The 20,691-nt window shown below is 58.8% G+C and carries 19 protein-coding genes and 2 pseudogenes; 6 read left to right on the top strand and 15 right to left on the bottom strand.

The window, feature by feature from the left end; all coding sequences use genetic code 11:
• Positions 1–48 precede the first annotated feature (48 nt).
• The 3 genes and pseudogenes from LRP59_RS05465 to prcB all read right to left on the bottom strand — a co-directional run bounded on the left by LRP59_RS05465 (position 49) and on the right by prcB (position 2,646).
• Positions 49–1,320: a prephenate dehydrogenase gene (locus LRP59_RS05465; protein WP_074025688.1), complete on the bottom strand. Its 1,272-nt coding sequence runs from the start codon at positions 1,318–1,320 to the stop codon at positions 49–51.
• A pseudogene (gene prcA, locus LRP59_RS05470) lies at positions 1,223–1,813 on the bottom strand (proteasome subunit alpha); the annotation flags it as partial. The gene LRP59_RS05465 and the pseudogene prcA, both read right to left, overlap by 98 nt.
• Positions 1,810–2,646: a proteasome subunit beta gene (prcB, locus tag LRP59_RS05475; protein ID WP_002513505.1), complete on the bottom strand. Its 837-nt coding sequence runs from the start codon at positions 2,644–2,646 to the stop codon at positions 1,810–1,812. The gene prcB and the pseudogene prcA, both read right to left, overlap by 4 nt.
• A 145-nt stretch (positions 2,647–2,791) precedes the next feature.
• Between prcB and LRP59_RS05480 the strand changes: the two genes are divergently transcribed.
• From LRP59_RS05480 to LRP59_RS05495, 4 genes are read left to right on the top strand one after another with little or no spacing between them, the layout of a single operon-like run.
• Complete coding sequence (locus LRP59_RS05480) at positions 2,792–3,412, top strand: TetR/AcrR family transcriptional regulator (protein ID WP_002533055.1); 621 nt, start codon at positions 2,792–2,794, stop codon at positions 3,410–3,412.
• Positions 3,412–4,317, top strand: a complete 906-nt coding sequence (locus LRP59_RS05485) for an ATP-binding cassette domain-containing protein (protein ID WP_002513507.1) — start codon at positions 3,412–3,414, stop codon at positions 4,315–4,317. Before LRP59_RS05480 ends, LRP59_RS05485 begins: the two co-directional genes overlap by 1 nt.
• A 3-nt stretch (positions 4,318–4,320) precedes the next feature.
• Positions 4,321–6,507 (top strand): YhgE/Pip domain-containing protein, encoded by a 2,187-nt coding sequence (locus LRP59_RS05490; RefSeq protein WP_002513508.1) that lies wholly within the window; start codon positions 4,321–4,323, stop codon positions 6,505–6,507.
• The gene (locus LRP59_RS05495; protein WP_002513509.1) at positions 6,504–6,893 is read left to right on the top strand and encodes a DUF3054 domain-containing protein; all 390 of its coding nucleotides are present in this window, start codon (positions 6,504–6,506) and stop codon (positions 6,891–6,893) included. The genes LRP59_RS05490 and LRP59_RS05495 overlap by 4 nt, the downstream gene beginning before the upstream one ends.
• A gap of 74 nt (positions 6,894–6,967) precedes the next feature.
• Here LRP59_RS05495 and LRP59_RS05500 read toward each other — a convergent pair whose 3' ends face one another.
• Positions 6,968–8,605: an HAD-IA family hydrolase gene (locus LRP59_RS05500; protein WP_002513510.1), complete on the bottom strand. Its 1,638-nt coding sequence runs from the start codon at positions 8,603–8,605 to the stop codon at positions 6,968–6,970.
• Positions 8,595–8,805: pseudogene (locus tag LRP59_RS12115) on the bottom strand (vitamin B12 dependent-methionine synthase activation domain-containing protein); the annotation flags it as partial. The pseudogene LRP59_RS12115 and the gene LRP59_RS05500, both read right to left, overlap by 11 nt.
• On the opposite strand from LRP59_RS12115, the gene LRP59_RS05505 reads away from it, so the two are divergent.
• Positions 8,794–9,006 carry a hypothetical protein gene (locus LRP59_RS05505; protein WP_002513511.1) on the top strand — a complete coding sequence of 71 codons (213 nt, stop codon included), beginning with the start codon at positions 8,794–8,796 and terminating at the stop codon, positions 9,004–9,006. The pseudogene LRP59_RS12115 and the gene LRP59_RS05505 overlap by 12 nt on opposite strands.
• Positions 9,003–9,905 carry a proteasome assembly chaperone family protein gene (locus LRP59_RS05510; protein ID WP_187361745.1) on the top strand — a complete coding sequence of 301 codons (903 nt, stop codon included), beginning with the start codon at positions 9,003–9,005 and terminating at the stop codon, positions 9,903–9,905. Before LRP59_RS05505 ends, LRP59_RS05510 begins: the two co-directional genes overlap by 4 nt.
• Positions 9,906–9,921: 16 nt before the next feature.
• On the opposite strand, the gene rpe is transcribed toward LRP59_RS05510, so the two are convergent.
• From rpe to gmk, 10 genes are all read right to left on the bottom strand, one after another.
• On the bottom strand, positions 9,922–10,593 hold the full coding sequence (gene rpe / locus LRP59_RS05515) for a ribulose-phosphate 3-epimerase (RefSeq protein WP_002513513.1): 672 nt from the start codon (positions 10,591–10,593) through the stop codon (positions 9,922–9,924).
• A 178-nt stretch (positions 10,594–10,771) separates the two neighbouring features.
• Positions 10,772–11,617: a CAMP factor family pore-forming toxin gene (locus tag LRP59_RS05520; protein ID WP_002513514.1), complete on the bottom strand. Its 846-nt coding sequence runs from the start codon at positions 11,615–11,617 to the stop codon at positions 10,772–10,774.
• A gap of 280 nt (positions 11,618–11,897) precedes the next feature.
• Complete coding sequence (locus LRP59_RS05525) at positions 11,898–12,668, bottom strand: hypothetical protein (RefSeq protein ID WP_002513515.1); 771 nt, start codon at positions 12,666–12,668, stop codon at positions 11,898–11,900.
• A gap of 139 nt (positions 12,669–12,807) precedes the next feature.
• On the bottom strand, positions 12,808–14,184 hold the full coding sequence (locus tag LRP59_RS05530) for an RsmB/NOP family class I SAM-dependent RNA methyltransferase (RefSeq protein WP_002513516.1): 1,377 nt from the start codon (positions 14,182–14,184) through the stop codon (positions 12,808–12,810).
• A complete protein-coding gene (gene fmt / locus LRP59_RS05535; RefSeq protein ID WP_002513517.1) occupies positions 14,181–15,128 on the bottom strand; it encodes a methionyl-tRNA formyltransferase in 948 nt (315 codons plus the stop codon). Before fmt ends, LRP59_RS05530 begins: the two co-directional genes overlap by 4 nt.
• An 18-nt stretch (positions 15,129–15,146) precedes the next feature.
• Positions 15,147–17,165 (bottom strand): primosomal protein N', encoded by a 2,019-nt coding sequence (locus LRP59_RS05540; protein WP_002513518.1) that lies wholly within the window; start codon positions 17,163–17,165, stop codon positions 15,147–15,149.
• A 38-nt stretch (positions 17,166–17,203) separates the two neighbouring features.
• Positions 17,204–18,397 (bottom strand): methionine adenosyltransferase, encoded by a 1,194-nt coding sequence (metK, locus tag LRP59_RS05545; RefSeq protein ID WP_002513519.1) that lies wholly within the window; start codon positions 18,395–18,397, stop codon positions 17,204–17,206.
• A 39-nt stretch (positions 18,398–18,436) separates the two neighbouring features.
• Positions 18,437–19,669 carry a bifunctional phosphopantothenoylcysteine decarboxylase/phosphopantothenate--cysteine ligase CoaBC gene (coaBC, locus tag LRP59_RS05550; protein WP_002513520.1) on the bottom strand — a complete coding sequence of 411 codons (1,233 nt, stop codon included), beginning with the start codon at positions 19,667–19,669 and terminating at the stop codon, positions 18,437–18,439.
• 12 nt (positions 19,670–19,681) lie between these two features.
• Positions 19,682–20,029, bottom strand: coding sequence for a DNA-directed RNA polymerase subunit omega (gene rpoZ, locus LRP59_RS05555; protein ID WP_002513521.1), 348 nt, complete (start codon positions 20,027–20,029; stop codon positions 19,682–19,684).
• Positions 20,030–20,049: 20 nt separating this feature from the next.
• Positions 20,050–20,649, bottom strand: coding sequence for a guanylate kinase (gene gmk, locus LRP59_RS05560; RefSeq protein WP_002513522.1), 600 nt, complete (start codon positions 20,647–20,649; stop codon positions 20,050–20,052).
• Between the last annotated feature and the right edge of the window lie 42 nt (positions 20,650–20,691).

A 20,691-nucleotide genomic window follows, 5' to 3' on the forward strand; every position in this document is an offset into this window, starting at 1 on the left:
ACGATGGCGATCTGACGGGGCGAGACTATCGGCATCGACCGACACGTGTCAGGATCGTACCGACCAGCCGTGATCGCGTATCGACGCGGTCAACTGTTCGGCACGACTCGAGGCAACGTCAATCGACAAGAAACCAGCCTCACGGGCTGGATTATGTTCCACCGACAAGTCTTCAACATTGATTCCAGCAGCTTCGACGTCAGCAAATAATCGTGCCAAAGCACCAGGGGTGTCCGGAATCTCGACGACGACGGCAGTCGTCTCCACCATCTGGTGCCCATGCTTACCTGCTACCTTGCGGGCGCCGGCCTGACCAACGCTGAGGAACTCTTCTAAGCGTTCTGAATCGTTAAGACGAGACAGCAAATCATCGAGGTCGTCACGAATCGCTTCCAACTGGCTGCGGACCTCAACACAGTTGGAACTGAGGATCTGACGCCACATTGCCGTCTGGGAACGGGCGATCCGGGTGACGTCGCGGATGCCGGGCCCTGCGAGGCTCAGGTGTTCAGGACGAGCACGGCGCAAATTTGCCGCAGTGAGGATGCTCATGAGATGGGGTAGGTGAGACACCTCCGCGACCGCTCGGTCGTGCTCGTGGGCATCCATGCTCACCACCCGAGCACCGCAGGCCTGGGCCAGAGCGACGACTTGTTGAACGTCAACGTAACGGTTGTCGGTGCGAGGGGCTACCACCCAGGTGCGGTCGACGAAGAGTTCGCTGCAGGCTGTCAGAGGGCCGGTGTACTGGGTTCCGGCCATGGGGTGAGAACCCACATAGCGGGATATGTCGATTCCGTGCTCGGTAGCCAGCGTGGTCAACTCGGCCAACACAGCCCCCTTCACTGACGCGGTGTCGGTGACCACGGCTTGGGGATGTCGCGTCAACCGCTCAACGACCGTCTGCGCGACAACGGCCGGTGGGGTCGCGATCACGATCATCCGGTAGGCATCATCAGCCAGGTTATCGAGTCTGCCCGCTCCGTGCCCGGCTGCAATGAGGGAATTATCGCGATCGATGTCCCACAGATGAACATCGGTTCCCTCCCGCATCAGGGCCTTACCGATGGATGCCCCAATAAGGCCGACACCAACGATAAGGACCGGTCCGGTTAACGTCGGTTCGACGCGATCAGGATCCGTCACCGTCGGCCTCCAACACGGTCGCGGCGTCGAGACGTCGAAAGTGACGACGCGTCGAGGCGTGGCGGTCAAGCAAACCCACCTCAAGGTTCGCGGGCTCAACGCCAAGGACATGTCCCGCAGCTCGCACGATCTCGGATATCGGCGCGTTATTGGGCAAGTCGAGGGAGTTTTCATCGGTTGCACCCGTCAGGATGGGGCCTGTGCCGGCGCGTACAGAACCGTCGAAATCAATCGTGTAAAAGCGATCCTCCGAGGGGACCAAGCCAAGCTCGGCGACCGTGACCTGGACTTGATAAGGCTTAACGTCGATGCGGGCAAACGTCTTGCCAATAATTCGCGCATACATGCTGGCCAGACTGCGTCCGGTGACGTCAAGGCGGCCGTAGGCGTAGGCGCGCAGATCGGCAAAGCGGATACCGGCCACTCGGAGTTCCTCTGCCTCGTGGAACAGACCGACGGCTGCGAAGGCCAGACGATCGTGGATTTCAGAGACCGATCGCATGCCCTTAGAAAGGTCGGCTCCGCACTGACGCGCTAACAACGCGATCCCGTCGGCGCATCGAGCGACGACGATGCCGTCGCCGCCATTACGAATGGAATCTGAGACAAACGTGGAACGATCAGTTACCCACTCATTCGGTGGAACATAGGCTGGAACCGTCATCATTGGGCCTCCTCACGATCAGATTCGGCGGTGACCTGGTCGGCTAGCCATTTCGCCAGTACCGCCACCTCCTCGGTGGGCATTCGGGTCACGCCACGGGAATCTGCACATGCCACTGTCGGGTATAGACCGCGCGACAGATCAGGTCCCGACAGAGACGACGGGCTGTCATCGCTGATAGCTGCGTCAAGGGCGCGGATAGCCAGCGCCACGGATTCATCCCGATCCATCCCTGTTCGGTAGCCCTCGTTGAGGACGTCGCTTGCAAACAGAGCTCCCGACCCCACACAAGCATGGGAATGTTCTTCAGTTTGCCCGCCAGTACCGTCATAGGAAAAGATCCGGCCGCGATGGGCCGACTCATCCCAGCCTGCCAGTAATGGTGTGACGGCGAGTCCCTGAGTCATCATCGTTCCATGAGAACGCACCAGACTTGACAGCCTGACGGCGCGGCCATCCATGCTGATCCGCTGTCCTTGAATCTTCTCGAGGTGGTCGACCTCAGCTTGGAACAGGCGAATCATCTCCCCCGCCACGCCGGCTGCCCCGGCGACGCCAATAACGCACCGGTCGTCGGTGCCGAGGATGCGGTCGACGTCGGTCTGACCGAGGCGTCTTGCCAATGCGGAGCCCAGATCAGCGGCAACGACGACTCCCCCGTTGTAGCGAATCGCCAGCACAGTTCTGCCGTGCCTCAACAGTTCGGGAACGCTGGTGTTGACTGTCGTCGGGGGCAAGAGTTCAGGAGCGACTCGCTGTAGAAGCACGGCGAAGGAATCGGTGGTCGTACTCGACATGAGGTAATCCCCATCGAGATCGGATAACGACAATGACATGACCCTCCTCGTCACGACGACACTCGGGCTTTCTACCCTAGCCGACTGATTTGGGCTGGACCCTAGTGACGGATACCATCGGTATCCGATACCGGTGATACCGCCACCGATCAGATCTAGATTCCTCGAAGGACGACAACTTGTGATGCCTGCCGCAGTAGAACGACCTCATCGCGATGAGGTGAGAAGCAGAATACTTGCCGCAGCCGCCCACAACTTTGAACGGGACGGCTATGTCGGCGCCAGTCTGCGACGCATTGCCACGGATGCCGGGTTCACCAAGGGGGCGGTGTACTCCAACTTCGGATCGAAGCCCGATCTGTTTGGTCAGGTGTGCGCCGCCCGCCTTGTTAACGGAGAGAGGGATCTTGTTGACGCCCTGTCCCCCATCCTGTCCAGTTGTGAACGTCCTGACGACCTCATGCGCAGTATTAGCGAGAAGCTCACAGAGATCCTTCTGGAGGATGCCCCGTGGCAGGTGATTCTCGCGGAGTTCCGCGCCCTTGCCCGTCGCGACGAGGAGATCGCTAAAGCCTATTCGAAACTTCAATCACAGCGGATTGCCCAACTGGCCGAATTGATGACCCAGTACGGTGTACTTGACCACATCGAGTCTACTGACGCTGCTAACCCACGCAGTCTCGCGGTGGTTGTCCTCAGTTTGGTCAATGTGCTTGCCTTGGAGTTTTCTGTGGCAAGTGCAGTTATTGACCGTCAGGTCATCACCGATGTCATCGAACGTGCAATCAGGGGGTTTCTTCAGTGATGCGTTTCTCGAAACGTCCTCCGGTCGACGCTCAAGCTGTTGAGGACGCCTCGGGAGCGGTGCTCTATGCCCGCGACCTGAATGCTCAAGGGCGCAGGGGAATGATCTTTGGCCCCCTTGATATGGACCTGGCGCCGCGACAACTGGCCGTCATTCATGGCCCTGCTGGGGCTGGTAAGTCAGCGCTTCTGTTAGCACTGTGTGGACGGTTTCGTCGAACGAGGGGAACTCTCATTATCGACGGCATCGACGCCATGGCAGAGCCCTATCGAGCTATTCAACGGACTTCTGTAGCTCGAATCGCTGACTACGTTGTGCCTGAGGATCGTCTGACTCTCAATGAATCTGTCGCTGAGCGATGTCACCTCGACGCCGTTAACCTCAAGAAGGCCGAAAGCAGGGTGCGTCAGATCGAAGAGATTGTCGGGTTTCGTATCGACCGCTCTTGCGAATTCGAGCAGCTTGAAGCCATTGAACGTGCCGTCGCATCTGTGGCCCTGGCCATGCTCAGACAGACCAAGGTGGTCGTTATTGACGACGCCGACGTCATGGTGCCACATAACCAGCAGAAATTGCTGTTCGAGATGTTCTCGAAACTCACTGAGCTCGATGACTCGACGATTATTGCGGCCACCGTCGACGACGACATGGCACCACCGGGATCCCTGGACGTGGAACTGCCGGCTCACAACCGTGTCCATGCTGTCAGGGATATCCACACCAACAAGGATGCTGATGGCAATTCCCAAGATCCTGAAGCTCCCGAGGTGACACGGATTCCCTTCGAGGGCAAAGACAATACTCAGACCGACGTCCCTCAAGACATCTATGGCGCGCTCGATGACACACCCGACAACAACTCCCCGACGGAAAATGACCGTTCCGATGACTCCCCTCGGAGATAACGCATGCTGACTCGATTTATAAGGCTCGTACAGTTCGAGTTTCGGCGCTTCAAAGGACGCTCCAAACTCGGTTTAATCTTTATTCTTGTTATTCCGCTGCTCTATGGTGGCATTTATCTTCACGCCAACTGGGACCTGTACTCTAACACCAACAAAGTCAAGATTGCTGTTGTTAACCATGACAAACCGGCTACATTCGGTGGACGCACAGTTAATGGCGGTCAAGAGTTCCAGAGCTCCCTGAAGAAGAATCCGCGTTTCGATTGGCAATTCTTGGGCACTGACGAAAATAAGGCCTATCAGGGGCTTCGCGACGCTGAGTATTTCATGGTTATTGAGGTACCAGAAGATTTCTCGACAAATATCGTGTCCGCGGGGGACTTCAGGCCCGCGCGAGCGACTCTCCAACTTCACCGTGATGACGCGAACGGATTCATCATTGGTTTGTTGACCTCTCAGGTGCAGACTGCCTTGGAACAGGCCTTGGACCAAAGTGTCTCTGAAACGTATTTCAACGCGCTCTTCGTCAACCTGGGTGTCATCAAACAATCGCTAACGAAAGCGTCAGATGGATCTGCACAGATCGACAATGGGTTAAAGACTCTTGACGCCGGCGTCACCGAGATGAATAACAAGGTATTGGGGGCAACGAAGGCCGTCGGTGATTCCACCATGACCGTCAACCAGGTGAATTCCGGGTTAGCGAATGCTGACTCAGCGGCAGCAAAGGCGTCGAGCGCCGTTACTCAGACGCGCGTGGGTGCCCAAGCGATTACTGGTGCAGCTCAAAATGTCATGGCCGATTCTCAAGCCGTCAACTCGGCCATGATTCCACTTATTAATAACGTGACAAAGAATCTTCCTACCTTGCAAAAACAGGCCAGGAATCTCGTGTCAGCGACCGGTACCCTACAGAACCCCAACGGTGATTCCGTCGTTAAGATTCAACACGATGTCACAGGTGTCGTTAATAAGACAACTGCCCTTGCTGCGAAACACCCTGAACTCGCCGGTGATCCTGATTACATTGCCTTGGTAAAACAGATCAATGGCGTCGCGAGTTCTACCACAACTGTGTCGTCCAACATTGCAGCAGTCGCGAATGTGTCTGCTGGCCTTAACCTCAGCCTCAACCAACAGAATGCGGACACTCTAGCGAATAATGCGACTGCGGCACTAGGGCGGCTCAATAAAGATGCGCAGCAAGTCAACAACGGGTTGGAAACTATTAACGGCGCCATGGACACCGCTGATTCAGCTGCTAAGGATCTTAATAAGGCCGTCAATGATGCCACTGACGCTGGTCGATCCTTCACTGCGAAAGCTCCTCAGATCGCATCCGGCGTCATGCAGCTGAGCAATGGGTTGGGACAGCTCAAGAGCGGTTCGGACAATCTGTCCAAGGGCGCGACTCAGCTCCATCGAGGTCTCGACTCTGGTGCCAAGCAAATCCCCGGCCTGTCGGACGATAAGCGCTCGAACCTGGCCAATATTATGAGCTCCCCAGTCGACATTGAGCAGACCGTCCTCCACTCCGCGAAGTATTACGGTCGTGGGCTGGCACCGATGTTCTTCTCGATCGCCATGTGGATTGCCTGCATCTCGACCTTCCTCGTCGTGCGTACCTTCTCCGGGCGCGCCATGACTGGTAGGGCGAACAGTCTGTCGATCGCCCTGGTCGGCTTCGGCCCACTAGCTGTCATTGCCCTGGCAGGTGCATACATCATGGCCTTTGGTGTATGGCTTACCCTGGGACTAGATCCCGTTCATCCCTGGTATTTCATTGGGTTTGTAACACTGACATCCCTGTCATGGATGATGCTGGCCTTCTGGATGAGGCTTATCTTTGGATCGCCCCAGACGGCAATCTTCCTTATCCTTCTTGTGCTCCAGTTGCCCACCTGTGGCGGAACCTTCCCCGTGACGATGTTGCCGCCCGTCTACCAGAAACTTGCGGTTGTCATGCCGATGAAGTATTCCGTTGATGCTTTCCGTGTGCTCATCTCAGGTGGCCCGATGTCGACGCTGGCACTGGGATTCGCTGTCGAGGGCGGTATCCTCGTCATCTCGACGATTATCACCTTGGTTCTTGTCCACCGCCACAAGTTGTTCCGCATGCGTGACTTGCACCCGCCGATGATCACCTCGACTTCTACAGCCGACTTCGCGTTCTCGGTCAGACCGCGATGAATGACGAATTGGCATCTCCGTCGGTGCGACGTGCGCTGGTCGCTGACGTTGTCTGCGTGATTCTCTTTGCGACGATAGGGAGGGCCAGCCATGGTGAGGCACTGTCACCGGGAGGTCTGCTTCGGACCGGAACCCCCTTTGTGCTGGGTCTCGTCGTTGGATGGGTCATCGTTGTAACGGCGCGTGTCGCGGCTCTGCGGTGGCTAGCTGGGGTGGTGCTGTGGGCGTCCACCCTCATCGTCGGGATGGTGGTGCGCTACTTCACAGGTCAAGGTGTAGCGGTGATTTTTGTCATCGTCGCGGCGTGCTTCTTGGCTCTTACCCTCATCGGTTGGCGAGCTGTAGCAGCAGCCATCCGAGCAGTGCGACGCAAAGAACGCCCTTGACAAGAGGAGGAGGGCCGGCGGGATAACCCGTTGGCCCTCGTACAACGTGAGATAGTAATTGTTAGTGACGGTCGTCACTTCTCCTCTTTGGGCAGCCGCCACTGGTCGTGCTCGGTGATATTGCGCGGACGTGGGCCGTGATAATCAGGGCCGTAGGCTCCCGGAGCGGGGCGACGTTTACGCATCGGTGCCGCCACCCCTGGCGCAAGACGACGTGAAATGACCAGGAATCCGGTATGGCCCGTCGTTCCGTGCGCCGGACGAATCGCCAGCCCTTCAGCATGCCAGTCACGCATCGTCGTCTCGGTAGCCGATGGCTCAGTCCATCCGCCATGAGCGCGGAGAGTATCCATGACTCGCCCCATCTGAGTCGTTGTTGCGACATAGCAGCACAGCACACCGCCAGGAACTAAAACGTTGCCCACTGTCTCGACGCACTCCCATGGGGCGAGCATGTCAAGGATAGCCCGGTCAATTGATTCTGAGCTGATACCAGAGACCAGGTCAGACACTTTGAGATCCCACGTAGATGGAATCTCTCCGTAAAAGGACTTAACATTCTTGCGAGCGACATCAGCGAACTCCTGACGCCTTTCGTAAGAATGTAGACGTCCCTTCGCGCCGATGGCGCGCAACAGCGGGATAGATAGTCCCCCGGATCCAACGCCAGCTTCTAGTACTCGTGCCCCGGGGAAGATATCGGCCCACATGATGATTTGGGCTGCTTCTTTGGGGTAAATAATGGCGGCTTCGCGCGGCATCGATACTGTGAACTCGCTCAGGATCGGGCGCATAGCCAAAAAGTCCAAACCACCGACAGAGGTGACGACGACTCCCTGAGGCCCTCCGATAAGGTCATCATGACGTACTGCCCCCTTCGTGGTGTGGAAGATGCCGCTGGGTTGTAGAACGATCGAGTGCTTACGGCCCTTCGGGTCGGTGAGGGTGATTCTTTCGCCAGCGCGTAGGACTCCCCCACCGCCGTTAGCTACCGGGGCCGCTGGTTCGTCAGCGAGATGCCAGAGACTGACCACGTCGGCTAACGACAAGCCTGACAGGTCGGGACGATGAACTCGCCGTGGGCCTGGGCCGACCTTCGCCAGTCCGGTGACGGTCAGCACCGCAGCGCCGGCCAAGGTGGCCGAGGTCGCCCCCTTCGGGGAGTCCTCGATAGCCAGGCAATCAGTAATACTGACACCGAGGCGCTCAGCGGCAAGAAGATAAGGGTCCGGGGCAGGCTTAGCCGTCTCGGGGGTGACATCATCGAAGGTTACGACAGTCTCGAAAGGATTACCGATCCTCTCAGCCATGGCCTCTAATACCGGCTCGACAACAGCATGAGCAGAACCGGTGACGATCGCCGTTGGGATACCGGCGTCGCGGATCTCGATGAGGAGGTCCAAGACGCCGGGGCGCCAAGGCACATCACGTTCCCGATTGAACTGCGACACCATGGTGATGAGCTCACGCCCGACGTCGTCGACGGTAACTGATCCACCCAGGTCGGCAACCATCGCCTCACAAACATCAGTCAGCGGTCCCCCGATGAACTCATTGGCTCGTTCAGGTTCCCAGACGACCCCGTGTGAGGCGAGGACTGCCAATTCGGCCTCGACCCACCGGGACTCAGTGTCGACGAGAGTACCGTCGAAATCCCACAAGACAGCGGCGAAAAAACGGTCGGCGGTCGCTGTGTGCGTCTCACGTGGCATTGAAATAGTTTGCCTCCGGGTGATGGACGACGAAGGCGTCGGTGGACTGGCCAGGATGAAGCTGGAACTCCTCTGACAGTTGTACACCGAATCCTCGTCGGATCGAGTAGTTTCACCACCTTGACGCGATCTTCGAGGTTCGGACAGGTGGCGTAACCGAAACTGTACCGGCAGCCACGAGAGGTTTGGTGATCGATGGCGCCAATGCCAAGGGATTCACCGTCAAGGCGGCACCGGTTTCCGACCCCATGAGCATGGTCCCAGTAAGCGTCGTGGACTCCGGAAATGACGTCGGGGCCAGTGATGTTGAGGATTTCGTTGCAGCCTTCGAGTCCTTGAAATCCTCCACCGTCACATCGCTGCTCTGCAGCATCGTGCCCATTGCCCCATCGATGACATGAACGTGCTGGGACACAGCGGTGCGAAGGGCCATGAGTCTCAGACGAAGGCGGGGGCTAACCTTGGCACCATGCGATTTCGACACATGGACCGGCCATGGGTCGTAGTGGCCTTCGGCGGCTGGAATGACGCCGGAACGGCCGCTACCCAGGCGGCGAGTCTCATCGCTGAGTATTTCGACGCGAAAATATGGCGCACGATTGACGGCGAGGTGTTTCACGACTTTCGTCAAACCCGTCCCGCCATCACCGTCATGAACGACTTCGAAATCGTCAGTTGGCCGAGTACCGCCATCAGGGTCGGGAGATGGCAGGGCCAACCCATTGTTGTCGTCGATGGGCCTGAGCCGGGTTTGCGCTGGCGGACTTACTGCTTCCGGCTGCTACGGCGGCTACGGCGGCTACGTAAACTCAAGCCAGCTGGCCTTGTTGTTCTGGGCGCGATGGCCACCGACGTGGCCCACACGCGACAGCTTCCAGTGATGGTCTCTGCCACCGATCCCAATCTCATCAGCGAGCTGGGGGCAGAGAAACTCGAATATGACGGGCCTACTGGTATCCCCTTTGTCCTGGTTACCGAGGCACGTCGCCACGGAATGAATGCCATCGGCCTATGGGTGGGAGTACCACAGTATGCTTGCGAGTCGCTTTGTCCGCCCGCGGTGCAGGCCCTCTTGGTGCGGATCGAGGAACTCACTGGGATTGCGATCCCACAAGCTGGACTCGAAGAGGATAAACGGGATTGGGCTGCCGCAATCGATGAGGCCCTAGTCGATCACCCTGAGCTGGCCGAATACATCGCAGCGTTGGAGACCGAGCAGGACGCTGCTCTCTCGGAGGGACTGACGGGAGATGTCCTCGCGGTAGAGTTTCAGTCCTATCTACGCCACCGCGGTCATTAACGCTGTGCGCGGACCGTCAGTGGGCACATACCTGCGCAGCCAAAGCCCGGTTGCGCAGTGAGGCGACGACGTGGTCGGGGTTGCCGGAACGGTAGACGGCGGATCCTGCCACGAATGTGTCGGCTCCTGCTTCGGCAGCGCGTTCGATGGTGTCAGCTGAGACGCCGCCGTCAATTTGCAACCATATATCCTTACGTGTTGCGTCAATGAGCTTGCGAGCCTTGCGGATCTTGGCAAGCACTGGGTCAAGGAATTTCTGGCCACCAAAACCAGGCTCGACTGTCATGAGGAGGATTTGGTCAAATTCAGTCAGGATGTCGGCGAGTTGTTCGACTGGGGTTGCCGGGCGCAGAGCTACCGACGCCCGTGCTCCCATCGACCGAAGCTCACGAGCGAGCTTGATTGGCGCGGTAGCAGCTTCCAGGTGGAAGGTAACCGATTGCGCTCCCGCCTCGACGTACTGCGGTGCCCACCGATCGGGATTTTCGATCATGAGGTGAACGTCAAACATGAGGTTAGTGGCTGGTCGCAACGATTCCACGAAGGGCGCCCCCATGACGAGATTCGGTACGAAATGGCCATCCATGACGTCGATGTGTAAACCGTCAGCTGAGGGGATGCGTCCTACTTCACTGGCGAGATTGGCGAGGTTGGCGTTGAGGATTGACGGTGTGATGCGAACTACCATGGTGCCAGCCTAAGGGATCGGACAGACTCGGATGGATGCCGCTGACATGCTGAAAAGTTTGGAGGAGAGCCTCGGAATGTGTTGGCTAAGACTGAACTAGACCGCGGCAAACATTGCGCACGCGATCCTCAAGACCACCACAAGCAGTCTCGAGGATCGCGTCTGGGAATGAGATGTATCAGGCAACAGCTACGGGAGCGTCAGCGGCCGGCATACAGGAGGACGGTGAAGCCGGGGCGCCCTTTTTGTTGGGGGTCTTGAGGGCATCCTGGTAGGCGGCTTTCAGCTCTTTGATAGCTTGGTCGACATCGGCGACTCGCACCCACGCATTGCTACGGACCTGCCCAGCCCTGATGATGGCACGGTTGAGCAGACGGACAGTGTCCCTGTCCTTGTAGTTGATGACACAGGTGTTGCGGTCGAAGCGGACCTGCACTATCAGGCGGCCCAGCTTGGCGCGCACGTACTTGGTGGCAACGTCAGTCGGCTTGAGATCGGGCATGGCCTGAGCCGCAGCAATGGCCTTCTTCAGGGCCGCCACTTCGTCGGTCAGCTGGGCGGGGGTGGAATTAATGGTGATCAGCACATTGATAGCGTGAGCGATCGCAAGGAAGACGGTGGAGTGCGCGTTCTGCACCTTGTCCTGAAGGGTGAGGGTGGCGGTGTGCGTGGTATCACACATAGCTAGGAACAGCTCAACGCGAGCCGGAATCGATTTGGCGAAGGTAACGACACCCTTGACGATCTTCTCGAGTTGAGCCTTGAGCTGCTTGGCCTGTTTCAAAAGATCAGCGATGGTGTCGATGACTTCCATGGGAGACAGGGAAGCCTTAGCGACCTTCAGATCGTCGTTGAGCGACGTGATACGACCGTTGACATCCTCGAGCAACTTGTGTGCGTCTGCAGTGTTACTTGACACGGCGGGAATAGTCGGAATGGCAGCCTGAGCCGCGGGGGTGGAAAGAGTGGCTGGAACCATCAGGGCGCCGGCAACCAACGGGGCCGCTATGAACTTGATCTTCATAGAGTTCTCCTCTTTTTCGACGAATTGTCCGCGACTTCGGACTCGTCTATCATCTCGGATGAGGCTCAACTTGAGAATGTGAAAGCCTGTCGTTGCTCCGAAAGACGTCGTCGTATATACCAAGGAACTCCACGAAACGATGTCCACTAAACTTTCGTACACCATGCCGTGACTTAAATTGTCCTAGACGGTGGCTCTATGCACTCACAAGGCTACCGGCTACTGTCCTTGGCTCATGGCGTGGCTGCCTCGAGCCTCGGGCGACCACGCCAGACCGGTCTCACTTCGCGACGATACCCAGTGCGTTGAGAGCCGACTTCAGCGTGGATTGAGCTGTTTGGGCATCTTGCGCAGTTACTTGGATCATCTGATCATCATTGAGCCACACATATGCCTGATAAGAGGATGTCTTAGGTCCGTTGCCGCTTGAGCTCACGGTTGTGTAAAGGGATGCCTTTTTAGAGATGTCTTCGTAGCCCTTGATTGGGGTTAGCTTCATGGTCATCGTCGTCTTATGACCCTGCAAGTCCATGGCTACATGACCGCACTTAGAAAATTGCTTGTCCTCGGTTTCGAACGACTTCTTCTGGCGACTTGACATGGTCGTATTGAAGGTGACAGTAGTTGGTGCCGACTGGTCGCTACCAATTGCGGAAATGATGTTATTGAGCTCCCCGCCAGTGACGTTGGAGATACTCTGTTTGAGGATTTTTCCGCATTCCGCCGGGGAAATTTTGGCCTGACTCATGACCTTGGTGACCTGGTTCATCTGGGCGGCGATCTGAGAATTGTCCACGATAGTGAACGTTTGGTTATTGATCTTTTTACTCGAGATGGCCTTGGTGAAGTCATCCTGGCTGAGATGCTTGGGTGCCTTAGTCTGCTCGTGCTCGACGGACGTCGGAGACGCCGTGACCGACGTCGAGGAACGTGCGACAGTGGTGCTAGCGGGCGTACCGTTAGATGATGAATTATTCCCACATGCGACAAGACTGACGGTCATTGCGCCAGCCATGCCGAGCAGACAAGTCTTCATCAGCGTTGTGGTCATCCTGGGGTCTCCTAGTGCAGATGTGCGGTATGAACTTGGATATTCGCAACGGGTAGCTTGAGCGCCCGCGCTCCCGGTCAGAGTAATTTAACCACGGATGGCGGTCATGGACGCCAGATGAGGTGCGAACTCTCATTGTTCAAGATGTACCTGACTCGTCGCGTTTGCGTAACAGTGCACAGAACATGGCATCGGTGCCGTGACGGTGTGGCCACAGCTGGATGGTGTTGGTGTTTCCAGACGCAGCGATATTAGGAATGTCAGGGAGCATGGCAGGAGCGTCGAGGACATCGACAGGTAGGGTCGCGCATGCAGAATTGATGATGTCGATGGTTTCGGCTCGATGCGGTGAACACGTGACGTACTCAACGACCCCACCTGGTCGGGCGAGATTGACCGCTGAGATAAGAAGTCGACGCTGGAGCTGGGCTAACTCTTCGACGTCAGTTGGGGTACGACGCCACCGAGCTTCTGGGCGTCGGCGTAGCGACCCCAGACCGGAGCACGGAACGTCAGCAAGAACAGCGGAAAAAGACTGTTCCGGTAGTGGCGGGTGCGTGCCGTCGGCAGTCATAACGCGATGGTCGCCCGGGATGGTCCTGAGGGCTTTCGCAACGAGATCAGCACGATGCTCGTGCAGTTCCACTGCGGTCAAGCTGGTGTCGTGCTGGTTCGCGAGTCCAGCTAGCAGTGCGGATTTGCCGCCAGGGCCGGCACACAGGTCGAGCCACTGGCCAAAGCAGCTGTTCACTTTGGTCGCGCGCAGCAAGGCCAGGATGACGAGTTGGGAACCCTCGTCTTGTATGCCAGCTCGGCCTTCACGCACCGCAGCGACATCAGAAGGGTTTCCGGGACGCACAACTCCCCACGGAGAATATCGAGTCGGGGTCCCGGACCCAAGTTCGTCGCGCTCAGCGAGCCCGGGACGAACAACCAAGGTGGGGACCGGCGGCTCGTTGTCGGCTAGCAAGGCGTCTTCCACCTCGTCTGTACCCAGACGGTCCTGAAAGGCTTTAACGATCCAGGTGGGATGAAGGGTACGCAACGCCATGACGTCAACGGCATCGCGTCCGCCGATCTCGGTAGCCCACTCCTCAAGGCTGTGGGTACTGATACGACGCGATATCGCGTTGACAAGGCCAGTGACGCGCTCCCCAATGACCTGACCAGCAAGATCAACCGATGACGCCACGGCCGCCCTCGTCGGCACCCTCATAGCCAGGATCTGATGTGCCGCCATGCGCAGCACCACCCGAACTCCCGGCTGGAGTTTGGCGGGAGCCCGGCAGGAGGCGGCCTCAATAATGCGATCCCAAGTGCCCGTCCCACGGGAAGTTCCATCCACCAGTTCAGTGGCAAATGCCGCATCGCGCCCAGTCAACTTGGCAGCACGCAAGTGATCTGCCAGGGCCAGGTTGGCATAGGCGCCCTGGGTCTCCACCGCTAAGAGAGCGGAATAGGCCAGTCGTCGCGCTGGGTCAGCTTTCCGACGTTTCTGATGCAGACGCTGAGTCATCTCAGCCTAGTTCCAGCGTCGATGTCGGCCCCTCGGGCCCAGTCGGCCCCACTCATAGCTCTCTTACCGAAAGCTTGCACCTGCAACAGCTCGAGGGGCTGCGAGCCAGTACCGAGAAACAGCTGCTTTCGGGTTGCGACGAGTTGACCAGGTTGGGCTGTCGCCACGGTGCTCGGGACGCCATCTCCGGCTTCAAGACAGCGGGTACGCAGGATCTTGAAACGTTTGCCGTCTAATTCAGCCCACGCCCCAGGAGCTGGGGACACGCCTCGGACGAGGTTGTCGATCTCCTGGGCAGCAGCGGTGACGGTAACTCGGACGTCATCGGGATGGATTTGTGGAGCGATTGTCACTCCTTCAACAGATTGTGGTGTTGGCTCGACTCCTGCCTCAATGTCCTCCAAGGCCTCAATGACGAGAGGCGTTGCGGTATGAGCCAGCTCGTCAAGAAGCTCACCGGCTGTTGTCATCGGGCCTATAGGAACCGTCATGGTGCGGTATACCGGTCCGGCATCGAGGCTTTCAACTAGCTGAAAGACACAAGCGCCCGTCTCCTCATCCCCCGCCATGATGGCCCGTTGTATGGGAGCAGCGCCGCGCCATCGCGGTAGGAGAGAAAAGTGTAAGTTAATCCAGCCGTGTCGTGGTACTGCCAGCAGATTGGCGGGAATGAGACCTCCGTAGGCTACGACGACGGCTACGTCGACATCGAGGGAAGTGATGGCATCGTGACCCTCGCCGGACTTCACGCTGGTCGCCTTAATGGCGGGGATACCGAGTTCCTCGGCAGCCTTGGCGACCGGGCATGGACGTGGAGTACGGTGCCGTCCCACTGCTGCATCCGGACGCGTCAGGACGGCAGCTACCTCGTGACGGGGATCGGCTACCAAGGCGGTAAGCGTTGGGACGGCCACGTCCGGGGTACCAGCAAAAAGAAGTCTCACACCGCAAGCCTACCGACCTCACAACAAGTTGGCCGGGTCGATGACCACGCGTAAGCTTCCTGGTTCGCGGCTCATAGTGTGTTTGGAACGTAGCCGAAATAGACCCTGGGAAAGCTCGGCGAGAGGCATCGTGCTACGAGGACGCACGATAATTCGATCCCGTTCCGATTCGCTGGCACGGCGTGGTTGTGGAGCTGGGCCAAGCATCTCAAGGTCGGTTCCGAACCACTCGCGTAGTCGCTGTGCCGCCGAAGCCACCGCTTTCGGGTCACCGTCGACAATTCCGCACGGCACCGCGGGCGGGAAACGTGCCTCCCGACGATCGGCGAGTTCACGTGTCGCCCACCCGACTGGATCATTTCGAACCATGGCCTGCAAGGCGGCGTCCTCCGAAGGTCCGACGATAACTGCCCGGCCCCCATCCCGCACTGATCGGACCAAGGCCAGGATTGCCATCCACCGATCGACGGTCTGCTCCACCGCCGCCAGGCCAGGCCTCGACAAGGAGGACACCGCATCTAGGATGACAGCACAGGCATAGCCCGATTCCGGTGCGGGTTCGGCCCTTGGGGTGGCAACGATTAATCGGGGAGTTGAATCGACCCTCTCCCGAACGTGATTGCCGGACGAATCAACCACGGGAACATCTGGAAATGCCCGACCCAATTCTGCGGCCGTCGTCGTCGCTCCCACAATGCCTGACCTCACTTCAGTGGAGCCGCATTCGGGACAGCGCCACGGTGGTAAGTGACTGCCACACCAGGTGCAATGGAGGTTAACCCCAGATTCAGTACGCCGCCCGGTAACCGGTCCACCGCACGAAGAGCATCGCACTGGCGTTCGACAGCGTGCGCACGATGGGGTGACGAGATCGCCAACTCGCGGAACGGAAACCAGAACGGGGCCATGCAACAATCCATCACGGATGGTCCTCATAGCAAGATCGGGAAGCCGAACTGATCGCGCCAACGGGTCACGTTCCATAGCGATATCGGAGTCACCGGGAATGCGAACCGGTGCACAGACTGCTCTCATCGTTGGACGGTCCGCGCCGATTCCGACGAGCCAACCTGACCCTAGCCACGAGGCGCTGCGCACCGAACAGGAATAGCTCGCCAATAACAACGCACAGTGGTCAATCTGGGCTCGCAGGGCAGCGACATCGCGGGTATTCGGGTATGGAGCTCGTGGTTCGTCATGGAGGTCGGATCCTTCATCCCAGACAGCGATCAATCCCAGGTCAGCCATTGGCGCCATGACGGCCGAGCGAGTTCCTACTACAACTTTCGCTGTGCCACGAATGACTGCCAGGTAGTGGCGCCAGCGCGTTGACGCTGGTTGATCAGCGTGGAGCACCGCGACGGTTCCAGCTCCTAAAACAGCTTGGAATCTCGCATGCAGGGTGATGACGTCGTCAACCGTCGGGCAACACACCACCGCACTGCGTCCTGACGTCAACGTGGCACAGACTGCTTGCAGCAAACCGTTGCACCAATCTCCGAGGTGATCATCATCTCCCGGACCACAAACTGGACTGACCCGCCAGTGGGCGCGAGGGCGTTCCCGGGCCTTAAGCAGTGCAAGGAAGCGGCGCCCCCGGTCTAAGGCCGTCAAGGTCCCAGACGGCATCGTCGTCATCGGCGTTGGCCACGGTGGAGGATTGGCTGCCTCTGTCATGGCGTGCCGGGTAGGGATAGCCCATCTGAGCACCTCGTCCAGGGTTCCTGCCCAGTGGTCAGCCACATGACGGGCAAAGTTGAGCTGATCTGGTGTAGCAACTACCTGGTCGGACACCAGTTTTTCAACCGGGGCCAACGTGACCCCAGGCTGTTGCTCATGATCGACGGCCACCACGACGCCGTCACACAGCCGACCGGCGAGTTTGACCCGCACTCGTACCCCAACCTGGACTCGATCGACGAGGTCGTCAGGAATCAAATAGTCGAAAGGACGGTCAAGGTGGGCCAGACCGGAAGAGACGACGACATGGGCGATCCATGACGTCGTCTCCAATAGCGGTGCGGTCATGGGACACATGTTACGGCCCACCACCGACGGCGTCGCGGTGTGTTCTCTCAGAGACGGGCGGTTGCTGCCAAGGCCTCGGCGCGGTCCGTCAGTTCCCAGGTGACCCCGGGAAGCTCACGACCGAAGTGGCCACCAGCAACGAGCTGGGAATAGATCGGCCGCAGCAGGTCGAGGTCCGCGATGATCGCACCGGGTCGTAGATCAAAGACCTCACCGACAGCGCGCTCGATGGCAGCCTCGGGCACGTGATTGGTACCAAAGGTGTCAATACGGAATCCCACTGGACGGGCAGCACCGATGGCGTAAGCCACCTGGCACTCGCAACGATCGGCTAGTCCAGCTGCGACGACGTTCTTGGCTACCCAGCGCATCGCATAGGCCCCGGAACGATCGACCTTGGACGGATCTTTGCCGGAGAAGGCACCTCCCCCATGACGTGCCATACCGCCATAAGTGTCGACGATGATCTTGCGGCCGGTCAGCCCGGCGTCACCCATAGGGCCGCCGATAACGAACTTGCCGGTCGGGTTAACGAACACCCGCATGTCCTGATGATCGAGGTCGTAACGCTCCAACACCGGGTCGATTACAAGGCGACGGAGATCGGGGGTCATCGTTGCGTCCAGGTCAATTCCCGCACGATGCTGGCTCGACACGATGACGGTGTCCACCGCCACGGGTTTATCGTCCTCGTTGTAACGAATTGTCACCTGGGTCTTACCGTCAGGGCACAGATAGTCCAGTGCACCTTCTTTGCGGACCTTTGTCAGCTGCAAGGACAGCGCATGAGCCATGTCAATAGGCAACGGCATGAGAGAAGGGGTTTCGGTGCACGCATATCCGAACATCAAGCCCTGGTCTCCAGCACCTTGGGAGTCAATACGATCGGTGGAACCATGACGAGTTTCGTAGGCCGCGGTCACCCCTTGGGCAATGTCAGGGCTCTGAGCATCGATTGCGACCGAAACGCCACACGAAGCTCCGTCAAAACCCTTGGAAGACGAGTCGTAACCGATGTCAAGAATGCGGGAGCGGGCGATGCCGGCGATGTCGACATAGGCCTCGGTAGTGACCTCGCCACACACCATTACCTGCCCGGTCGTCACAACGGTTTCCACGGCAGCGTGAGAATGGGAGTCCTCGGCCAACATAGCATCAAGGACAGCGTCGGAAATGGCGTCGGCAATCTTGTCCGGGTGGCCTTCCGTTACTGATTCCGATGTGAACAGACGAGTAGGCATGGCGTTTCCTGTCCGCGCGGCCACAAGCCGCGCATCGTGTTACTGAGTAGCCAGCAGCGCGCGGACCTCGTCAAGGATGGCGACAGCCGCCTGTGACTTCGATCCGGTGATACGACGACCCGGCCCCTGCTGGTGAACCATGGTTACGTCGGTGCCGACCTTGCCGAACACCTTTCCGCCGCTCACATCGTTCACGACCATAAGGTCGCAACCCTTGCGTGCGAGCTTGGCCTGGGCCAGCTTCAAGAACTGGTCACGGTCTGGTGCCGTTTCGGCGGCAAATCCGACGACAACCCTGTTCTGTACCGATTGAGAACAGATGCGGGCCAGGACGTCGGGAGTCTGGTGAAGTTGGAGGGCCATCGTTGCACCTGTGGCGTCGTCGCCCTCGTGTTTTTTAATCTTGGTGTCAACAGCGACTGGCGCAAAGTCAGCTGCCGCAACGGCTTGGATGACAATATCGGCTTGCTTGGCTAGGTCGTCCATGGCCTCAGCAAGGTCTTCGGTGCTATCAATGCGGGTAATCTGCACGTCCGACGGCATAGCGACGTCAACGTGGGCAGCGACAATGTGGACATCGGCCCCGCGAGCAGCGGCGACTTGAGCGATAGCCCTGCCCATTCGACCTGACGACGAGTTACCGAGGTAACGCACAGGGTCGATAGCTTCCCGGGTGCCACCCAGGGAGATGACGACGCGTTTTCCAGCAAGGTCCTGCTGGGCCATCGCGGCGGCGCACTCAGGCACAGTGATGAGAAGATCAACAAATTCTGCAATCTCGTCGGGATCAGGTAGACGCCCCGGGCCCGAGTCACGACCAGTAAGGCGCCCAGTAGCTGGGGCCTTAACGACAAGGCCATGGCGACGTAAGGTCGCGACATTATCGACGGTCGCTGCGTTTTGCCACATTCCGGTGTGCATAGCAGGTGCGAGCAGCACCGGCGCTGACGTGGCAAGAACCGTCGTCGTCAGGAGGTCGTCGGCATGGCCTCCCGCAAGGCGCGCCAAGAGATCAGCAGTTGCTGGAGCCACCACTATGGCGTCGGCGCGCTCAGCCAAGCGGATATGCTCCACATCGGGAACGTCGTCAAAAACCTCGGTGTGGACCGGATGCCCACTCAACGCCTCCCACGTCGGGCGTCCGACGAATTCAAGGGCAGCCCTAGTGGGGACGACATGGACCTCGTGGCCGGCCTCAGAGAGGAGCCGCGTGAGCCGGCATGCCTTGTAGGCGGCGATCCCTCCCCCGACACCAAGAACGACGACACTCACGCCGGTCTCAGATCAGGCGCTCGGATCAGCGAGGTCAGCGAAGGGGTCATCCAGCTCAATAGCCGGGGCCTCTTGGGCCGCGGCGGCCTGGGCGGCGATCTCCTCGGCATCCATCTCGTGGGCTTCGACGACGCCGGCCTGGATCTCACGCATGGCGATAGATAGCGGCTTCTCCTGGTTGGTGGTTTCCACCAGTGGGCCGACATTCTCCAGTAGGCCTTCCGCCAGCTGGGAGTAGTACGCATTGATCTGACGGGCGCGCTTCGCCGCGAACAGGACGAGGCGGTACTTCGAGTCGACGTGCTCGAGGAGCTGGTCAATGGGCGGGTTGACGATGCCTTCAGGGGTGGTCTCAGTCAAGGAATGTCCTCCAGATATGGTCACAGACTTAGTAATTCTACCAGATGCGCAACTGCGTGATCTACGGTGTCGTTGACGACAACGGCGTCAAACTCATCCGCGTTGGCCAGTTCAACCTTTGCAGTCTCCAGACGCTGTTTCTGTTGCTCTGGTGTTTCCGTGCCGCGACCGACCAGACGGTGGACTAGCTCCTCCCATGAGGGCGGCGCGAGGAAGATCTGGGTCGCCTGAGGATAGGTCTCGCGAACTTGGCGAGCTCCCTGCAGATCGATTTCCAGCACGACCGTGCGATTGTCAGCAACTGCCCGTTCAACAGGACCGCGCGGTGTGCCGTACCGGTGGCTGTTATGGACGGTTGCCCACTCAAGGAGACCCTCGCCGTCAACGAGCTTGTCGAACTGTTCGGGGGTGATGAAGTCGTAATCGATGCCATCGCGTTCAGTGGGGCGCGGCGGACGGGTAGTCACCGACCTAGAAACGACGATCTCCGGATGGCTACGCAGCAGCGCCCCTACCACGGTCCCTTTGCCAACTGCGGTAGGTCCGGAGACGACAGCCACGGTGACCGGGCCGGTGTGACGAAGTCCTCGGGCCTGAGGGATGACGGGGACGCTATTCATAGGAACACCCTAATGGTCCATAGCGACACAGTTGCGCCGAGA

Source organism: Cutibacterium sp. 37298, assembly GCF_023838685.1.
GTDB classification, from domain to species: Bacteria; Actinomycetota; Actinomycetes; order Propionibacteriales; family Propionibacteriaceae; genus Cutibacterium; species Cutibacterium acnes.